This is a genomic window from Streptomyces sp. NPDC018000 (genome assembly GCF_044328025.1).
Classification (GTDB): domain Bacteria; phylum Actinomycetota; class Actinomycetes; order Streptomycetales; family Streptomycetaceae; genus Streptomyces.
The window spans coordinates 282,519-299,931 of sequence record NZ_JBIRGM010000003.1 but is presented as its reverse complement, the minus strand read 5'-3'; the positions used below and the strand labels follow the sequence as shown (position 1 = coordinate 299,931).

Below are 17,413 nucleotides of genomic sequence, written 5' to 3'. Positions count from 1 at the left end.
CACATGTTCCGGAGAGCGACGCTCGATATGCGGACAGCTCGGGCGGGAAAAGGAGTTGACGAAAGGCCCGGGCCCCCACAGTGTCTGCGGGAACCCGGGCCTCATGTCAATGACTCGAGCGGCTCATCCTGACAATCCGTCACCCGATGTCGGTGGCCGGACCGGGGACAGGGGCCGCACGCGGTCAGCGCTTGGCGCGCGACGCGGCGCGGCCGCGCTCCTTCTGGTCCAGGACGACCTTGCGGATACGCACGGTCTCCGGGGTCACCTCGATGCACTCGTCCTCGCGGCAGAACTCCAGGGACTGCTCCAGGGAGAGCTTGCGGGCCGGCACCACGTTCTCCGTGGTGTCCGCGGAAGCCGCACGCATGTTGGTGAGCTTCTTCTCCTTGGTGATGTTCACGTCCATGTCGTCGGCGCGGGAGTTCTCGCCGATGATCATGCCCTCGTAGACCTCGGTGCCGGCCTCGGTGAAGATGACACCGCGCTCCTGCAGGTTGACCATCGCGAACGGGGTCACCGAACCCGCGCGGTCCGCGACCAGCGAGCCGTTGTGACGGGTGCGCAGCTCGCCGAACCACGGCTCGTGGCCCTCGAAGATGGAGTGCGCGATGCCCGTACCGCGGGTCTGCGTCAGGAACTCCGTACGGAAGCCGATCAGACCGCGGGAAGGAACGATCCACTCCATGCGGACCCAGCCCGAACCGTGGTTCGTCATCGTCTCCATGCGGCCCTTGCGGGTGGCCATCAGCTGGGTGATCGCACCGAGGTGCTCCTCGGGGGAGTCGATCGTCATGCGCTCGATCGGCTCGTGCGTCTTGCCGTCGATCTGCTTGGTGACGACCTCCGGCTTGCCGACGGTGAGTTCGAAGCCCTCACGGCGCATCTGCTCGACGAGGATGGCCAGCGCGAGCTCACCGCGGCCCTGGACCTCCCAGGCGTCGGGGCGCTCGGTGTCCAGGACGCGGAGCGAGACGTTACCGATCAGCTCGCGGTCGAGGCGGTCCTTCACCTGACGGGCGGTGACCTTGTGGCCCTTGCCGCCCTTGCCGACGAGCGGCGAGGTGTTCGTACCGATGGTCATCGAGATGGCCGGCTCGTCGACCGTGATCAGCGGCAGCGCGATCGGGTTCTCCGGGTCGGCCAGCGTCTCGCCGATCATGATGTCCGGGATACCGGCGATGGCGCAGATGTCGCCCGGGCCCGCCACCTCGGCCGGCTTGCGGGTGAGCGCCTCGGTCATCAGCAGCTCGGTGATGCGGACGTTGGACATCGTGCCGTCGCGCTTGATCCAGGTGACGGTCTGGCCCTTGCGCAGCTCACCCTGCTCGACGCGGCAGAGCGCGATACGGCCGAGGAAGTTGTCGGCGTCCAGGTTGGTGACGTGGGCCTGCAGCGGCGCCTCGTCGTCGTACTCCGGAGCCGGGACGTGCGTCAGGATCGTGCTGAAGAACGGCTCCAGGTTCTCGCTGTCGGCCGGGACGGTGCCGTCCTCCGGCTTGGTCAGCGAGGCGACGCCGTCACGGGCGCAGGCGTAGACGATCGGGAACTCGATCTGGTCCTCGTCCGCGTCCAGGTCCAGGAACAGGTCGTACGTCTCGTCGACGACCTCGGCGATCCGGGAGTCCGGACGGTCCGTCTTGTTGATGCAGAGGATGACCGGCATCTTCGCGGCGAGCGCCTTGCGCAGCACGAAGCGGGTCTGCGGGAGCGGGCCCTCGGAGGCGTCGACGAGCAGCACGACCGCGTCCACCATCGACAGACCGCGCTCGACCTCACCACCGAAGTCGGCGTGGCCGGGGGTGTCGATGATGTTGATCGTGATCGGGTCCCCGCCGTCCTTGGGGTGATACTTCACCGCCGTGTTCTTGGCGAGGATCGTGATGCCCTTCTCACGCTCCAGGTCGTTCGAGTCCATCATGCGTTCGTCGAGGTTCTCGGCGGCGTGCGCGGCGAAGGCACCGGCCTGCCTGAGCATGGCGTCGACCAGCGTGGTCTTGCCGTGGTCGACGTGGGCGACGATGGCTACGTTACGGATGTCGTGGCGCGTGGGCATGGGTGGCTTGCGCTTCTCTCGGATCGTGGGATCAGGCGTCTCAGTCGCTCTCGGGTCCTCGTACGCCCGCCGGGCGGACGCGCCACGGCTACCCCCTATGGTACGGGGTGGCGCCGTGGCGGCTTCCCGGGCAAGAGTTACCGGCGGCCGGACAGGCCCAAGGCTTCGCGTCAGGCGGCTGATGCCGATGCGGCGGGCGGACTCGGGACTCGAACAACTTCGGAGCCGGAGCTCCGAAGCAGCGGGCTCTGAGGTGGGGCCCGGAGCTGGGGCTCCGGTGTGGGGCTCAGAGGGGGATGGAGCGGCCGCCCGGGTCAGCAGGTACCCACGACCTTGCTCGCCGGGGCTCCGGCGGACAAGGGACTGGAGCCGGTTCCGAGCTTCCGGCGCCGTTCCGACCTGCTACTTCTCCTTGCTGACCTGCTACTTCTTCTTGTTTGCCGGGGCTCCGGCAGGCTGCGGCTTCTTGAAACCGATGTCCTGGTAGCGGGGCGTGCCGAGGCCGAAGGCGCCGACGTTCGCCAGCTTTTTGTCGGTCGCCACGAGCTGCGGACGCTGATAGAGCGGAATCGATCCCGCGGCGGCCCAGATCCGGGCGTCCGCCTGCTTCATCAGGTCCTGGGCGGTCCCCTCGTCGAGCTCCGAGGCCGCCTGATCGAAGAGCTGGTCGATGTGGTCCGTACCGACGCGGGTGTAGTTCTGCTCGACCAGCAGGGAGCCGTCGGTGGCAGGCACCGGCTTGGCGAAGATCGGGCGGTCGTCGGTCGCCGGGTAGGCGGTCGCCGGCCAGGAGTAGAGCGCCAGGTCGAAGTCGCCGGAAGCGATGTGGTCCTGGAAGTAGCTGTCGTCGGAGACCTTGGTGATGGCCGTACGGATGCCGATCGAATCGAGCATCGCCGCGATCTTGTCCCCGACGGCACGCAGCGGTTGCGCCCCGGGCCCGGCCGGCAGGACGAAGCGCAGGGTCAGCGCCTTGCCGTCCTTGCCGAGCGGGCCACTGGGCGTGTCGGGGGCCTGGGCGGGGGCCGCGGTGCCTGCGGGGGCGTACGCACCGGCGGCGCCGCCCGGCCTCTGGTCCTGGACGGCGGCCTCGGAGGCGCCGGCCTCGGCCAGGTACCCGGCCTGGCGCAGCAGAGCGGCGCTGTGGATCGCGGCGGCGGGGGCGGGGGCGAGGACCTGGGGGGCGTGGCCGGCTGCGTCGCTGTCGCCCGGCTTGTTGTCGTTGCCGCTGTCGGCCTTGCCGGGCTTCTGGGACGGGGCCGCCTTGTCGCCCTTCCCGGCAGTGGCGTCCTTCTCCTTCGTGCCCTTCGTGACCTCGCTGCCCGCCTTGGCGCCGCCCGGCTTCTTGACCGCGCCCTCCCGTGTCCAGCCCGCGTCGGCCAGCAGCGCCTGCGCCGCCTCGGTGTCCTGGCCGCCGAGTGCGCCACTGCTGTCCTTGTAGGCCGGCTGTCCGACCACGGCCAGGTGGCTGCCGAGCGGCGTGGCGGGCAGACCGAGCGGTTTGAGTACGGTGTCGACGAGCTCCTGGCGGTTCAGGGCCCGGCCGACCGCCCTGCGTACCCGGTCGTCGGCGAGCGGCCCGGACTCGCCGTTCAGCGCGAGCTGGGTGTAGGCGGGCGCCAGCGACTTGCGGACCGCATACGCGCGCAGCCTGCCCTGCTCGGCGGCGTACGCCTCGGCGGCTGCCCGGTTCTTCTCCCTGGCCGCCTGCGCGGCCGCCGCCTCCTCTTCGTCGGAGCCGTGTGCCTCGGCCCAGGAACGCAGCGCGGCGGCCGGACCCGTCCCGGAGCCCGGTCCATGGGCGAGCGGCTGTCCGTTGCCACCCTTGTCGCGGGCCGCCTGCACGATCCGGTCCGCCGCCGCGGCGTCGATGTCGGCGACATCGGCCTTCCCCTGGGCCAGGGACTCGATGCGGACCTGCGGCTTGACGGCCCGGAAGACCAGCGAGTCGAGCTTGGCCCGGCTGCCCCACCAGTGCGCGCTACGGACCAGGGTGACCTCGCCCTTCACCGTGTCCACGCTGTCCAGCCGAAACGGTCCCGCAGTGGCCTTGAGGGTGGTCCGCGTGCCTTCGTTGAAGGCGTCCGGAGAGGCGGTCACCTCCTTCGGGTACAGCGGGGAGAAGAGCGAGCGCCAGTCCGCGTACGGCTTGGCGAAGGTGACCCGGACCTCCTGGTCGTCGGCGCCGCGCTCGATCCTCTCGATCCGCTCGTAGCCGGCGTTGCGGGCGGTCCAGAACGCGGAGTGCTTGCCGTTCAGCGCCCGCCACTGGGCCACGAAGTCGGACGCCCCGATGTCCCGGCCGTCGCTCCACACCGCCTGGGGGTTGATCCGGTAGAGCACCACCTGCCTGGGCTCGCGCTCGACCACCTTCGCGGACTCCAGATAGTCCGGGTCGCGCTGCGGCCTGCCGTTGGCGTCCAGCGGGAAGAGCGTCGGCAGCAGGGCGCCCGTGATGCGGGTGGTGGAGCTGTCCGCGTCGGCCTGGAAGGCGTTGAGGGTGGTGGGCACGGCGTCGATCGCCCAGTTGACCGTGCCCCCCGCGGCGACCTGGTTCCGGGCCGCGACCGCGATGTCCTGGGGGGCGACGGCCCCGGCAGAGCCACCACCGTCGTCGGAGCTGCAGCCGGCCAGTACGGGGAGTGTCAGGGCACCCGTCGCAAGCAGCGCCAGGGCGTGTTTCGAAAGTGGCGTCGTCCGCCCCCGGCCGGACGGGACTTTCGAAACACGCCCTGGCAAACGGCGCTTTCGGGCCGTCCCCCGCGGGACGCCGACGTGGGACATGGCTGATACCTCCGGGGCCGGCCCGGTCCACCCGCACGCGGATGGACAGGATTGTTCTGGTGGCATTTGCAGTTGATCAGACTGGTTTCGTCTGTCCACTGAAGGCGCCCCCGCGCGAGAGGCGGTGCAGACACGGCGCCGGCGCCCTCGAACCCCACCCGTGCGGCGGAACGCCCCGCGAGACCGGGCAGGCCTGGACTCTTCACAACCGGGGCGTGACGCGCGACATCCTCAGGCGCATGAAAGATGACCGCTGCCAATCGTGGGTGAGGCCGCAAGAGCAAGTCGTGCCAACGCACGGAGGATTGACGGCAGTTCAGCACAGCCTCGCCGACCTGGCCCGCACCGTCGGGTGCGCGACCACAAGGCCGTCTCGCGAGGTTGCCTGTCTGCTTTCGGACATCCTCCAGCGCGGTCTTGCTCGTCACACGGCCCGCGACCTAGGGTGAATGCGCTTTCAAAAAAGGTCGGTGCATGCAACAGCAGGTGCTTGGGCACGGAAGAAGAAGCGGACGGTCGGTCGAGTGAGCGCCCCAACGGTGTACGACGTCGCCGAGCGGTCGGGCGTCTCCATTGCCACGGTTTCCCGGGTCTACCGCACCCCGGATTCCGTGCGCGCCCAGACCCGCGAGCGGGTCCTGGAGGCGGCCCGCGAACTGGGCTACGTACCGAGCGGCAGCGCCCGCGGACTCGCCAGCCGCACCACCGGTGTGCTCGGCCTCTGCTTCCCCGACTACTCGGACCCGGACACCGAGGCCGAGGCGGCGGCGACCGACGAGGACGACGACCATGCCTTCATGCTCTACTCCGACCAGATCATCCGGGGCATGGAGCGCGCTGCCCGACAGCACGGGTACGCCCTGCTGATCGCCGCCTCGCTCAAGGGCGGTCCGGAGAGTCTCGTCGCGAATGTGGCGGGCCGGGTGGACGGATTCGCGGTTCTGGCCGGCACCGTCCCCACCGCCGACCTCGAAGTGATCTCGCGACGGCTGCCGGTGGTCATGCTGGCGGGCCCGCGCGGCATCGACCATCTCGACCACATCGTCGTCGCCAACGCCGACGGGCAGCGCGCGCTCACCCGGCACCTGATCGAGGACCACGGGCTGCGCCGCCTCGCCTTCATCGGCGGGGAGGCGGCGTCCCCGGACGCCGAGGCCCGGTTCGTGGGCTTCCAGGAGGCGTGCCGCGAGGCGGGGCTCCCGGTGCCGTCCGCCCCGGCCGTGCGGGCCACGATGATGACCCAGGCCGAGGGCCTGCGGGTCACGGATGCCCTGCTCGGCCGGGACGGGGAACGGCCGCAGGCGATGCTGTTCGCGAATGACCAGATGGCCGTGGGCGCGCTGCGCGCGCTGGAACGGCGCGGGGTCCGGGTCCCGGAGGACATCGCCGTGACCGGGTTCGACGGTATTCCGCTGAGCCGGCTCGTACGCCCGCCGCTGACGACCGTGCGGCAGCCCATACGACAGCTCGGCGCGCAGGCCGTCGAGCTGCTGGTGCAGCGGCTCGCCGACCGGGACCGCGATCCGGTCTCCCTGATGCTGCCGGTATCCATGGTCCGCCGGGCCAGCTGCGGCTGCCACTGACCCGCGGCGCGGGCTCAGCAGCACTTCCGCCACCGGCCCGTCCCGCGGGGCGGGTCAGCGCCCCAGGTGCTCCGCGAAGAACCGCCGCCGGTTCGCGCACAGCTCGGCGGTCTCGTCCGCCTGTCCGTCGTACCCGAAGTGCCCCGCGCTGAGCACCCGGAGCTCACGCGGCCCGGCCAGCGCGTTATGCACGGCGAACTGCCCGGGCGGCGGCACCGAGGGGTCGAAGAGCGCCGCGGCGACCAGCGTCGGCAGCTCGAGGTGGGCGGCGGCCGTGGCAGCGTCGAAGTAGCTCAGCACGTCGGTGACCCCGGGGTGGTCCGCGAAGTACCCGCGTACCGCCTCACCGCTGCCGATGCAGGGCAGCGTGAGCCGCAGCGGGTGGTTCCCGAAGGTGGGCACGGTCAGCTGGGCGGCCCCGAACCGGTCGTCCCAGGGCAGCGCGAGCGCCCCGAGCCCGCCCCCGAAACTCTCCCCGAGATAGCCGAGCCGAGGCACGGCCGCCGGCACGCGCCCCGGCACCGCCTGCGGAACGAGGCTCGGCACGAGTTGCTGGAGGGCCGAGGCCGCGCACCACAGGTCGGCCACACAGTCCCCGATGACATACGTGTCGCGCGACTCGATCCCGTGCAGCACATGGCCCGCGGCCTTGTCGGGTATGCCGGGCCGCAGCCCGCGGCTGCCCATCCCCCGTACGCACGGCAGGATCGCCGCCGCTCCGGGCAGCGGCAGCGGCACATCGGGGCCCGGCTCCGACCGGCCGCCGTAGCCGTGCCCGATGACGAATCCGTACTCCGCGGCCCCCTCGGCAGGCAGCGCGACCCAGCCCCCGAGCCGCACGCCGCCCACCGAGGTGAAGGTCACACCATGGATCCGCACCCCGTCGCGTTCCTCCTCCAGCGGGCCGATTTCCGGCTCCGTGGCGACCTTGCGGGCCTCCTCGTACCGGGCCTGCCAGAAGGCGGCGAAGTCGTCCGGGGCGGCGGGGGCGGGGATGAGCAGCAGGTCGTCGAGCGTGCGCCCGTAGGCGGGATCGAAGGGGAAGCCATGTTCGAACGGAGCCATGATCACGACAATATCGCCCCCGCCCACGCCGGTGCTGACCGCTGACCGCTGACCACTGACCACTGACCACTGACCACTGACCACATGGATCAACGCCGCGGAATAGGTCACATCGTTCCCCATTCCGCAAACGGGATACTTACCGTGCGAAGTTGAACATTCAGATGTCCAGCACGTTGCACGAGTGTGACCTAGCACCCTCTTGCGGATTCCTGAATCTCTGCCGCAGAGTGATGTATGCGCTTACAGGCAGCGCATACATTCGGATTGCTCGAGGAGGAGCCCTCCATGCCCCGCACCGCCAGAAACGCCGCGATCGGTATCGCAGTGGCATCCGCTCTCACTTTCGGTCTCACCGCGTGCGGCAGTTCCGGTGGCGACGACGTCGCCGCGGACGAGAAGCAGACGATCACCGTCTGGGCCATGGGGGCCGAGGGCGAGAAGCTCGCGGATGTGGCCGAGGTGTACGAGAAGGCCAATCCGAACATCACCGTGAAGGTGACCCCGGTCGGCTGGGACGTCGCCCACCAGAAGCTGGTCTCCGCGGCCGCCGCCGGCACCCTGCCTGACGTGGCGCAGATGGGCGGCAGCTACATGGGCGAGTTCGCCGAGCTCGGCGTTCTGGAGCCGGTCGACACCAAGACGTTCGACGAGAAGGACTTCTTCCCGGCCGGATGGCAGCAGGGCGAGGTGGACGGTCAGGCGTACGGCGTGCCGTGGTACGTCGACACCCGCGTCCTCTACTACCGCACCGACCTGGCCGAGAAGGCCGGCATCACCGAGGCCCCGACCGACTGGAAGGAGATGAAGGACCTCGCGTCGGCCTACCAGAAGAAGGCCGGAACCAAGTGGGGCCTGTCCATCCAGCCGAGCGGCCTGGACACGGTGCAGAACTTCTACTCCTTCCTGTACTCGGCCGGCGGCGAGATCATCAACGACAAGGGCGAGGTCGTCATCGACAGCCCCGAGGCCGTCAAGGCACTCGAGGAGTACGGCTCGTACTTCGACAAGGGGCTCTCCAACAAGTCCGTACAGCCCGGCTACGACGTGGTGAAGGACTTCGGCAACGGCCGCGTCCCGATGTTCTTCGGCGGCCCCTGGCACGTCACCCTGCTGAACGAGGGCCAGCCGCAGCTCAAGGGCAAGTGGGCGGTGGCCAATGTGCCCGCCGACAAGTCCTCCGTCTCCATGGCCGGCGGCTCCTCCCTGGTGATCTCCAAGGACAGTGAGCACAAGGCGGCCGCCACGGAGTTCATCAAGTACCTGACCGACACCAAGGGCCAGGCCGACTGGTACAAGCGCACCAACGACCTGCCGGCCAACACCTCCGCCTGGACCTCCGGCGACCTCGCCGACGACGCCACCCTTCAGGTCTTCAAGAAGCAGATGGACACGGCCAAGGCCTCCCCGTCGCTGGCCAACTGGACGGAGATCACCGACAAGGTCGACCAGGCCATCGCCAAGGTCACCCAGGGCAAGGCCTCCGCCGAGGACGCGCTCAAGACGGCCCAGTCCGAAATCGAAGGCCTCGTGAAGTAGGAGTCATGCGCACCATGACCTCAAAGGCCGCTCAGCCGGCCAAGGTGCAGGCCGGGCCGGGGACTTCCGGGTCCCCGGCCACCGGGCCCACAGGTCGCCGGGGTGGCAGGAAGTCCTCGATGGGCGTGCAGAACCTGGCCGGCTGGCTGTTCTCCACTCCCTTCCTCATCCTCTTCCTCGTCTTCATGGCGTTCCCGATCGTCGCGACGCTGGTGATGAGCTTCACGGACTTCGGGCTGCGCAATGTCACGAACCCGTGGGACGCGAACTTCGTCGGCTTCGAGAACTACGTCAATCTGTTCAGCGACGACAGGTTCCTCACGGCGCTGTTCAACACGGCGTACTTCGTGGTGATCGGTGTCCCCCTGACGATCTTCCTCGGGCTGGTCGTCGCCGTACTGCTGAACAACGGCATTGACCGGGCACGGACCTTCTTCCGCGTCGGCTTCTACGCCCCGGTGGTCACGAGCATCGTCGCGGTCGCCGTGGTCTGGCGGTTCGTGCTCGACCCGGTCGACGGGCTCGTCGCGGGGCTCTTCTCCGAAGTGGGCCTCACCTCGCCCGACTTCCTGGGATCCGAGACGCTCGCCATGCCCTCGTTGATCGCGATGGCGGTCTGGCGCAACCTCGGCACGGTCATGGTGCTCTTCATCGCCGGTCTACAGGCCATTCCCACCGAGGTGCGGGAGGCCGCGCGGCTGGACGGCGCCGGTGCCTGGCAGGAGTTCAGAAGCATCACCGTGCCGCTGCTGCGGCCCACGCTGCTCTATGCCACGGTGATCACGACCATCGGCTACCTCAATGTCTTCGAGGAGCCGTTCGTGATGACCCAGGGCGGCCCCTCGGACTCCACGCTCACCGTCTCGCTGAACATGTACCGCGAGGGCTTCAACTTCTTCCACATGGGCTATGCGAGTGCCATGGCGTATGTCCTCTTCGTAGTGATCATGGGCATCACGGTGCTGCAGCTCCGACTGCTGAAGGACAACACGAAATGAGCGCCACCAGTGCACCGGGCGCCGTCTCGACGGCGCCGTCGAAGAAGCCCGAGGACGCGAAGCCGGCCGGTGGTGAGACGGGCGGCGCGAAGAAGGCCCGCAATCCGAAGCGTCCCCTCGTCTACGTCCTGCTCTCGGTCGGCCTGCTGATCATGTCGGCGCCGTTCCTGTGGATGGCGCTCTCGGCGTTCAAGACGCCGCAGGAGCTGACCGCGAGCCCGCCGGTGTGGATCCCGACCGAGTGGACCCTGGAGAACTTCCGGGAGCTGCTCGACAAGCTCGATCTGCCGCTGTACTTCATGAATTCGGTCATCGTGGCGGTGCTGGTCACCGTCTCGAACCTGGTGTTCTGCTCGATGCTCGGGTACGCCCTGGCCAAGCTGAACTTCGTCGGACGCAACAAGATCTTCGGCCTGGTGCTCGGCGCCCTGATGGTGCCCGGCAACCTGATGCTGCTGCCGCTCTTCGTGCTGATGAGCAAGCTGCACCTGATCGACTCGTACGCCGGTCTGGTGCTGCCGTTCGCCGCCGGGGCCTTCGGTGTCTTCCTGATGCGGCAGTTCATGCAGTCGATCCCGGACGAGCTGCTGGAAGCGGCCCGGATGGACGGCGCCGGTGAGTGGTACATCTTCTGGCGGATCGTGATGCCGCTGGTGAAGCCCGCCCTGGCAACGCTTTCGATCTTCACGTTCCTGGGTTCCTGGAACAACTTCGTCTGGCCGCTCATCGCGACCAACGACCCCGACAAGTACACCCTTCCGGTCGCCCTGGCCACCTTCGCCACCGACCCCAACCAGGCGGGCGGGTCCAACGGCGTGCTGATGGCCGGGTCCTTCCTGATCGTGCTGCCCGTCCTGGTCGTCTTCATCGCGCTCCAGCGGCACTTCACCCAGGGCATCGCCACGGCAGGCATGAAGTAGCCGACCCCCTGGGCAGGCCGGCCCGTCCGGCCGCCCCACCGAAACGTACGAGGCCGCGCCCCACACCCCCGTCGGCCACACCTCTTCACCAGAAAGACAGTTTGCGATGAATCACACCCAGGTCCCGTTCCCCGAAGGCTTCCTGTGGGGCGCCTCCACCGCCGCCCACCAGATCGAGGGCAACAACACCAACAGCGACTGGTGGGTCAAGGAGCACGCCGCGGGCACCCACATCCAGGAGCCCAGCCTGGACGCCTGCGACAGCTACCACCGCTGGCACGAGGACATGGACACGCTGGCCGGACTGGGCTTCACCGACTACCGGTTCTCCATCGAGTGGGCCCGCATCGAGCCGGCCGAGGGCCAGTTCTCCCGGGCCGAGCTCGCCCACTACCGCCGCATGGTCGAGGGCGCCGTCGAGCGCGGCCTGCGCCCCATGATCACCCTGCACCACTTCACCGTGCCGCAGTGGTTCGAGGCGCGCGGCGGCTGGACCGCCGACGGCGCGGTCGAGTTCTTCGCCCGCTACGTCGCGGCCTGCGCACCGGTGATCGCCGAAGGCGTCAGCCACGTCTGCACCATCAATGAGCCGAACATGATCGCCGTGATGGCCGGCCAGGCCAAGCGGGGCGACAACAGCTTCCCGCCCGCCGGTCTGCCGACCCCCGACGACGAGACCACCCAGGCCGTCATCGCCGCGCACCACGCGGCCGTCAAGGAGGTCAAGGCGATCGACGCCGGCATCCAGGTCGGCTGGACCATCGCCAACCAGGTCTACCAGGCCCTGCCCGGCGCCGAGGAGGTCACCGCGGCCTACCGTCACCCTCGCGAGGACATCTTCATCGAGGCCGCCCGCGGCGACGACTGGATCGGTGTGCAGTCCTACACCCGGACCAAGATCGGCCCCGAGGGCCCCATCCCGACGGCCGACGGCGTCGAGCGCACCCTCACGCAGTGGGAGTACTACCCGTCCGCGGTCGGCTACGCGCTGCGTCACACCGCCGAGGTCCTCGGCAACGACGTGCCGCTGATCGTGACCGAGAACGGCATCGCGACCGACGACGACACCCGCCGGGTCGACTACTACACCGGCGCGCTGAACGAGGTCGCGTCCGCGCTGGAGGACGGCCTGAACATCCAGGGCTACCTCGCCTGGAGCGCGCTCGACAACTACGAGTGGGGCTCCTACAAGCCGACCTTCGGCCTGATCGGCTGGAACCCGGAGACCTTCGAGCGCCTGCCCAAGCCGTCCGCCGTCTGGCTGGGCGAGATGGGCCGCACGCGCGCACTGCCGCGCATCGCCGACTGACGTCGGCCCCCCCGACCGGGAGCAACCTGACTGCTCCCGCCCGTACGGGAACCGGCGGTACCTGACGGACGCCGGTTCCCGTACAGCTCTGCCCGCGTGCGGCGCCGCCCGTATCCAGCCCCGCCCACGTGCGGCGCCCGCGCGGGTGCCGCACGTATCACGGCGCCCCGCGCCCTCGCGGCCGACGAACGAAATCCGCCCACCACCCACAGCCGGTGGCTCTTCTTCGAAGGGATTCTGATGGACCGCCGCACGCTTCCGGTCGAAGGTGCGTCCGCTGCTCGCCAAGGAGCGGTTCTCCATCTGATCTGCGCTGTGGCGGCGTGCGCGGAGGTCACGACCTCACCCACGATCGGCAGTGGGAGAGGTCGTCAGTTCCAGCCCTTCCGGTACGCCGCCCAGTCGTCGTCCCGCGCCGCGAAGTCAACGTAGAGCGCGACCCCGAACCGTTCCCGGCCGCGGTCCGTGCGCCCCAGCCCCAGTCTGGTGCCCCGGACCGCGGCCGCGACCGTCTCCGCCGCCTCGTGGTGTCCGATGTCGTCCTCGTGGAAGAACGGCAGAGGCGGCCACTGAGCGCCCCCACCACGCTGCGCGCCGCCGGCAGTGGGTCGATCTGGTGGGCGGCGATCGACAGGGGGACCTTGCGGGCCCGTGTGAGCTCGCGCAGGTCGTCGAGGAGCGAGAGGTAGTGGCCGTCGGTGTGCCGTCGCAGTATGACCGGCATCGCCGCTCAGAACATGCTCAGCAGCTGCTCGACCGTGCGCTCGGCGGCCGGCTGCTCGTCGGGCAGATCCAGTTCGAACCAGACAGTCTTGCCGCGCGGTGTCCTTCTGGACCCCCAGGCCGCACTCAGCAGCCCGACCAGCTGCAGCCCGCGCCCGCCCTCGTCGGTGTCGCGGGCCCGCCGTCGCCGCGGCTGGACGAGACCCGCGTCCCATACCTCGCACACGAGCGTACGGTCGCGCAGCAGCCGGAGCCGGATCTCGCCCTCCCCGTACCGCAGGGCGTTGGTGACCAGTTCGCTGACCAGTAGTTCGGTGGTGTCCACCAGCTCCTCGAGGTCCCAGGCGAGCAACTGGCCACGGGCCAGTTCGCGGGCCCGGCCGACGGAGCGGAGTTCGCGGGGCAGCCGCCAGTCGCCGACCGCGTCGTCCGGCAGCCCCTGGATGCGGGCCATGAGCAGGGCGATGTCGTCCTCGCCGTGCCGGGTGTCGAGGGTGGTCAGTACGTGGTCGCAGACGTCTTCGAGCGGCCGTTCCGGTTCGACGAGCGCACTGCGCAGGGCATCGAGCCCTTCGTCGAGCGGGTGGTCGCGGGACTCGACGAGTCCGTCCGTGTAGAGGGCGAGCAGGGCTCCCTCCTTCAGCTCGACCTCGACCTCCTCGAAGGGTTCGCCGCCGACGCCGAGCGGCATCCCGGGCGGGACGTCGAGCAGCATGGCCGGTTCGCCCGGCTCGACCACGGCAGGGGGGAGATGGCCGGCGTTGGCGAAGGTGCACCGCCGGGTGACCGGGTCGTAGACCGCGTAGACGCAGGTCGCCAGGTAGACCTCGGAGAGGTCTGCCTCGCGGGACTTGTGGGCGGCCCGTGAGGGCCACTGGGCGCCGCCGAAGCCGCCGGATGAGGGGGTGCTGCCACCGGGGGTGCCGAGCCCCCGGGCGACCTCGTCGAGTGCGGAGAGCACCTCGGCCGGTTCCAGGTCCAGGAGAGCCAGGGTCCGTACGGCGGTGCGCAGTTCGCCCATGGCCACGGCGGCCCGCAGGCCACGGCCCATCACGTCGCCGACGACGAGGGCGGTCCGGTGGCCGGGGAGTTCGATCACGTCGAACCAGTCTCCGCCCACCTCGGTGGCGGTGTTGCCGGGGAGGTAGCGGCAGGCGATGTCCAGGCCGGCGGCCACGGGGTCGCCGGGGGGCAGGAGGCTGCGCTGAAGGATCAGTGCGCGCTCGTGCTCGCGCCGGTAGAGGCGGGCGTTGTCGATGCAGACCGCGGCGCGGGCGGCGAGTTCGGTGGCCAGTGCACGGTCTCTCTCGCCGAAGGGTTCGCTGCCCTTCGTGCGGGAGAACTGGACGAGACCGACCACCCTGTCGTGGGCGACCATCGGTACGGCGAGCGTGGACTGGACGAAGCCCCGGTCGTCGCCGGGCACATCCTCGACATGACCGGTGCGCAGGGCAATGGCGCAGGGCGAGTTGTACGAGAAGCGGTGTACGGCGCCGAGCGCGGGCGGGCCGGTGCCCGTGTCGGGTGCGGCGGTGACGGGCAGGGCGTCCGACACGGCGCTGGCAAGGGCGACGCGGCGCAGTTCGACGGAGCCGCCGAAGGATTCCTGACGGAGCGAATCCCAGCTGCCGGGCGGCGCGTCGTCGCCGGTGAGCAGCCCCTGGTAGAGGTCGACGGCGGCGAGGTCGCAGAAGCCGGGCACGGCGACATCGAGGAGTTCGCGGGCGGTGGTCTCCAGATCGAGGGAGTTGCCGATACGGGCACTGGCCTCGTTGAGCAGGGCGAGATTGCGGCGGGCGCTGGCGGCCTCGCGGGCGGCGATGTGCCGCCGGGTCACATCGGTGGCCAGTCCGGCGATGCCGATGGGTCGGCCCGATCCGCTGTGCACACGGTAGAGGTTCATGGACCAGTGGCGGCTTTCGCTGTCGCCGGGCGCGGTGCCGACCAGTTGGAGATCGGTGACGGATGCGCCGGTCTCCAGGACGCGCTCCAGCGTGGTGGTGAGCCGGTCGGCCTCGGAGCGGGACAGGTAGTCGTCGACCGTACGGCCGCGGTGGTCGGCGGCCCGGCCGCCGAAGACGGTGGCGAAGCGCTGGTTGGCCCGTAGCACCGTGAGGTCCATACCGAACAGCACGAAACCGAAGGGAGACTGGCCGAATATGGCCTGTGACGCGGCAAGGTCCGTCTCGATGCGGCGCAGCGCGCGGACGTCCACGACGATGCAGAGTGCGGCCCGTTCCCCGGTCTCCGTCTCGCTCGGCATCACATAGATCTCGGCGAGCCCGTGCATGGGGTCCTCGTCCGGTATCCGGAAGGGGACGAGGCCTGTCCACTCCTTGCCGTCGAGGATCTCGCGGACCCGGCGGTGGCCGTCCGTGCGCAGTTCGGCAGGCATGAACGCCTCAACCGGATCCGTGCCCACCGCTTTATCTGCGGGAATGCCGAAGAGGTCGGCGGCCCGCCGACTCCACTGCTCGATCAGGCCATCGGGGCCGATCGAGAAGGAGGCGACCCTGATGTAGTCATAGATCGAGCCGGGCGGACTGCTCTGCCACACAATGTCGCCCGCCGTCCCAGGTATTTCGCTCACGCGACCGTCCCCTCCAGCTCACACACCGGACCGGTCCTGCCCGCAGTATTCAGCACTGCGGCCTCTACCGGCACGGCGTTCACGATCACAGCACGGTCTCAGTCCATTTCAGCCAGGTTCTACCCGACCTCTGTGATCGCTGTGCGTCCCACCCCACTCCTAACCAGGCAGAGCCAGCTCGAACCACACGGTCTTGCCGGTCTTTCCGCGTCTGGTCCCCCAGCGGCGAGCAGAACAGGCCACCAGTTGCAGCCCTCTGCCGCCCTCGTCGTCGGGTCCCGCCCTGCGTTCGGTGGGCGGATCCGGAAGCGGATCGGAGACTTCCACGAGCAGTCCGGGGCGGGCGGCGGGGGCATGACCGTTGAGATGAGGGCGCAGCAGCCGTACGCCGATAGGGCCCGATGCGTACTGCATGGAGTTGGTCACCAACTCGCTGACCAGCAGAACTGTCATATCCCCGAGAGCAGCGTCGAGCCCCCAGCCGCGCAGCGCCTCATGAACGGCATGCCGCGCGGAACGCACGGCGCCCGGCACAGCCGGAAAGGTCCACTCGGCGCAGTCGCCTTCGGTGTCGGTCACACCGATCACTTCCCAAGACCTGCAACGGGGACGTCCTGCTTACAGGGACTAATCAGGACATACCCGATACTTGGGGTGAATTACCGTCGGGATCGACACGTGGGGCGTACGGATGTATGGCCGCGCGCACGAATAGATGCAGACAGAAAGAGGGGCGCACGGGGCAATCCGCGCGCGCCGCCGGAATCCACACCGTCAGCACTCACCGCAGCATTCCGTATCAGCGGGGCGCACCGTCCGGCAGGCGGCGCATCGCCTCCGCGACCGCGGGCAGATCCTGGTCCAGCCAGTCGACCGCGTCGCTCTCGCCGGGCCCGAGCCAGCGCAGTTCGTCATGGTCCTGGAGCGGTGCGGGCACCCCGGACACCAGGCGGGCCGTCCACACCCGCAGCACGTACCCGGGCTTGAGCGGCCACTCACCGGGGATGCGCTCCAGCGGTTCCGCCTCCACGCCGAGCTCCTCGCGGAGTTCCCGTACGAGCGCCTGCTCGCCGCTCTCCCCCGGTTCCAGCTTCCCGCCGGGCAGCTCCCACCGGCCGGCCAGCTCGGGCGGGGCGCTCCGGCGCGCGGCCAGCAGGCGGCCACGGTCGTAGACGGCTCCGGCCACCACCACACGATCGTTCATGAGCCGGAGCGTAACGCCCCCGCCCCGCTCCCGGCGGACGGCCTCCTACCGGGCGCCCTGCCCGAGGCGCTCCACCCAATAGAGCTGTTCCTGGCCATGGGTGTCGAGCTTGTCGGCAATCTCCTGAGCCTCGCCCTGCGTGGCATATCTGCCGACGCGGTAGCGATTGCCGTTGTCGTCCTGCCGGATCACCAGCCACAGGAGCTCGGCACCGCTGTCGCTCATCGCACCCCTGCCCGGCATCGCGCCCCTCCCTCGAACGGCATGCACATCTCTGAGGATCCCCAGGAAACCGCGGTATGCATATGCCGGAGCCTACGCCTGACCTTCACTCAACGGATAAGTAATTTCACAAAGAGATACCGGTCCGGCCATACATTCCGGCCATGAATGACGGAAGCGCACCCCATTGGATGCGCCCCGCAGCAGTTACATCCCGATCCACCGGCCACGGCGCCGCGACATCCAGGCCCCTGTGGCACCTCGACCGCCCTCGATGCGGCCATGTCCGTCATCGCGCCTTCCCGTTCGTCGTCCCGCGTGCGGGCACGAACGGGACAGAAGGAGCGGGACATGACAAGCCACTACAATCGGTGGCTACCCCTCGGCCACGGGGCCGGACAGGGCGTCAGCTTGTCGGCA

General features: G+C 69.4%; 12 protein-coding genes and 1 pseudogene. 5 read left to right on the top strand and 8 right to left on the bottom strand.

Going from position 1 to position 17,413, the window contains the following annotated elements; genetic code table 11:
• Positions 1–184 precede the first annotated feature (184 nt).
• Positions 185–2,056, bottom strand: coding sequence for a translational GTPase TypA (gene typA, locus ACH4EW_RS09820; RefSeq protein ID WP_398253900.1), 1,872 nt, complete (start codon positions 2,054–2,056; stop codon positions 185–187).
• 423 nt (positions 2,057–2,479) lie between these two features.
• Complete coding sequence (locus tag ACH4EW_RS09815) at positions 2,480–4,840, bottom strand: ABC transporter family substrate-binding protein (protein WP_398253897.1); 2,361 nt, start codon at positions 4,838–4,840, stop codon at positions 2,480–2,482.
• A gap of 524 nt (positions 4,841–5,364) precedes the next feature.
• On the opposite strand from ACH4EW_RS09815, the gene ACH4EW_RS09810 reads away from it, so the two are divergent.
• The gene (locus ACH4EW_RS09810; protein WP_398253894.1) at positions 5,365–6,423 is read left to right on the top strand and encodes a LacI family DNA-binding transcriptional regulator; all 1,059 of its coding nucleotides are present in this window, start codon (positions 5,365–5,367) and stop codon (positions 6,421–6,423) included.
• A gap of 54 nt (positions 6,424–6,477) precedes the next feature.
• Here ACH4EW_RS09810 and ACH4EW_RS09805 read toward each other — a convergent pair whose 3' ends face one another.
• On the bottom strand, positions 6,478–7,488 hold the full coding sequence (locus tag ACH4EW_RS09805; protein WP_398253892.1) for an acetylxylan esterase: 1,011 nt from the start codon (positions 7,486–7,488) through the stop codon (positions 6,478–6,480).
• A 288-nt stretch (positions 7,489–7,776) separates the two neighbouring features.
• Between ACH4EW_RS09805 and ACH4EW_RS09800 the strand changes: the two genes are divergently transcribed.
• From ACH4EW_RS09800 to ACH4EW_RS09785, 4 genes are all read left to right on the top strand, one after another.
• Complete coding sequence (locus tag ACH4EW_RS09800; RefSeq protein ID WP_398253889.1) at positions 7,777–9,027, top strand: sugar ABC transporter substrate-binding protein; 1,251 nt, start codon at positions 7,777–7,779, stop codon at positions 9,025–9,027.
• 5 nt (positions 9,028–9,032) lie between these two features.
• Entirely contained in the window at positions 9,033–10,025 is a 993-nt protein-coding gene (locus ACH4EW_RS09795) for a carbohydrate ABC transporter permease (protein ID WP_398253887.1), read from the top strand.
• Entirely contained in the window at positions 10,022–10,945 is a 924-nt protein-coding gene (locus ACH4EW_RS09790; RefSeq protein ID WP_398253884.1) for a carbohydrate ABC transporter permease, read from the top strand. Before ACH4EW_RS09795 ends, ACH4EW_RS09790 begins: the two co-directional genes overlap by 4 nt.
• Positions 10,946–11,051: 106 nt before the next feature.
• On the top strand, positions 11,052–12,254 hold the full coding sequence (locus ACH4EW_RS09785) for a glycoside hydrolase family 1 protein (RefSeq protein ID WP_398253882.1): 1,203 nt from the start codon (positions 11,052–11,054) through the stop codon (positions 12,252–12,254).
• Between the two features lie 371 nt (positions 12,255–12,625).
• On the opposite strand, the pseudogene ACH4EW_RS09780 reads toward ACH4EW_RS09785, so the two are convergent.
• The 5 genes and pseudogenes from ACH4EW_RS09780 to ACH4EW_RS09760 all read right to left on the bottom strand — a co-directional run.
• Positions 12,626–12,951, bottom strand: a pseudogene (locus tag ACH4EW_RS09780) (hypothetical protein); the annotation flags it as partial.
• A 33-nt stretch (positions 12,952–12,984) separates the two neighbouring features.
• On the bottom strand, positions 12,985–15,534 hold the full coding sequence (locus ACH4EW_RS09775) for a SpoIIE family protein phosphatase (RefSeq protein ID WP_398254777.1): 2,550 nt from the start codon (positions 15,532–15,534) through the stop codon (positions 12,985–12,987).
• 192 nt (positions 15,535–15,726) lie between these two features.
• Positions 15,727–16,155, bottom strand: coding sequence for an ATP-binding protein (locus ACH4EW_RS09770; RefSeq protein ID WP_398253879.1), 429 nt, complete (start codon positions 16,153–16,155; stop codon positions 15,727–15,729).
• Between the two features lie 211 nt (positions 16,156–16,366).
• Complete coding sequence (locus tag ACH4EW_RS09765; protein ID WP_382958247.1) at positions 16,367–16,771, bottom strand: (deoxy)nucleoside triphosphate pyrophosphohydrolase; 405 nt, start codon at positions 16,769–16,771, stop codon at positions 16,367–16,369.
• A 45-nt stretch (positions 16,772–16,816) separates the two neighbouring features.
• Entirely contained in the window at positions 16,817–17,014 is a 198-nt protein-coding gene (locus ACH4EW_RS09760) for an SPOR domain-containing protein (protein WP_398253876.1), read from the bottom strand.
• Positions 17,015–17,413 lie beyond the last annotated feature (399 nt).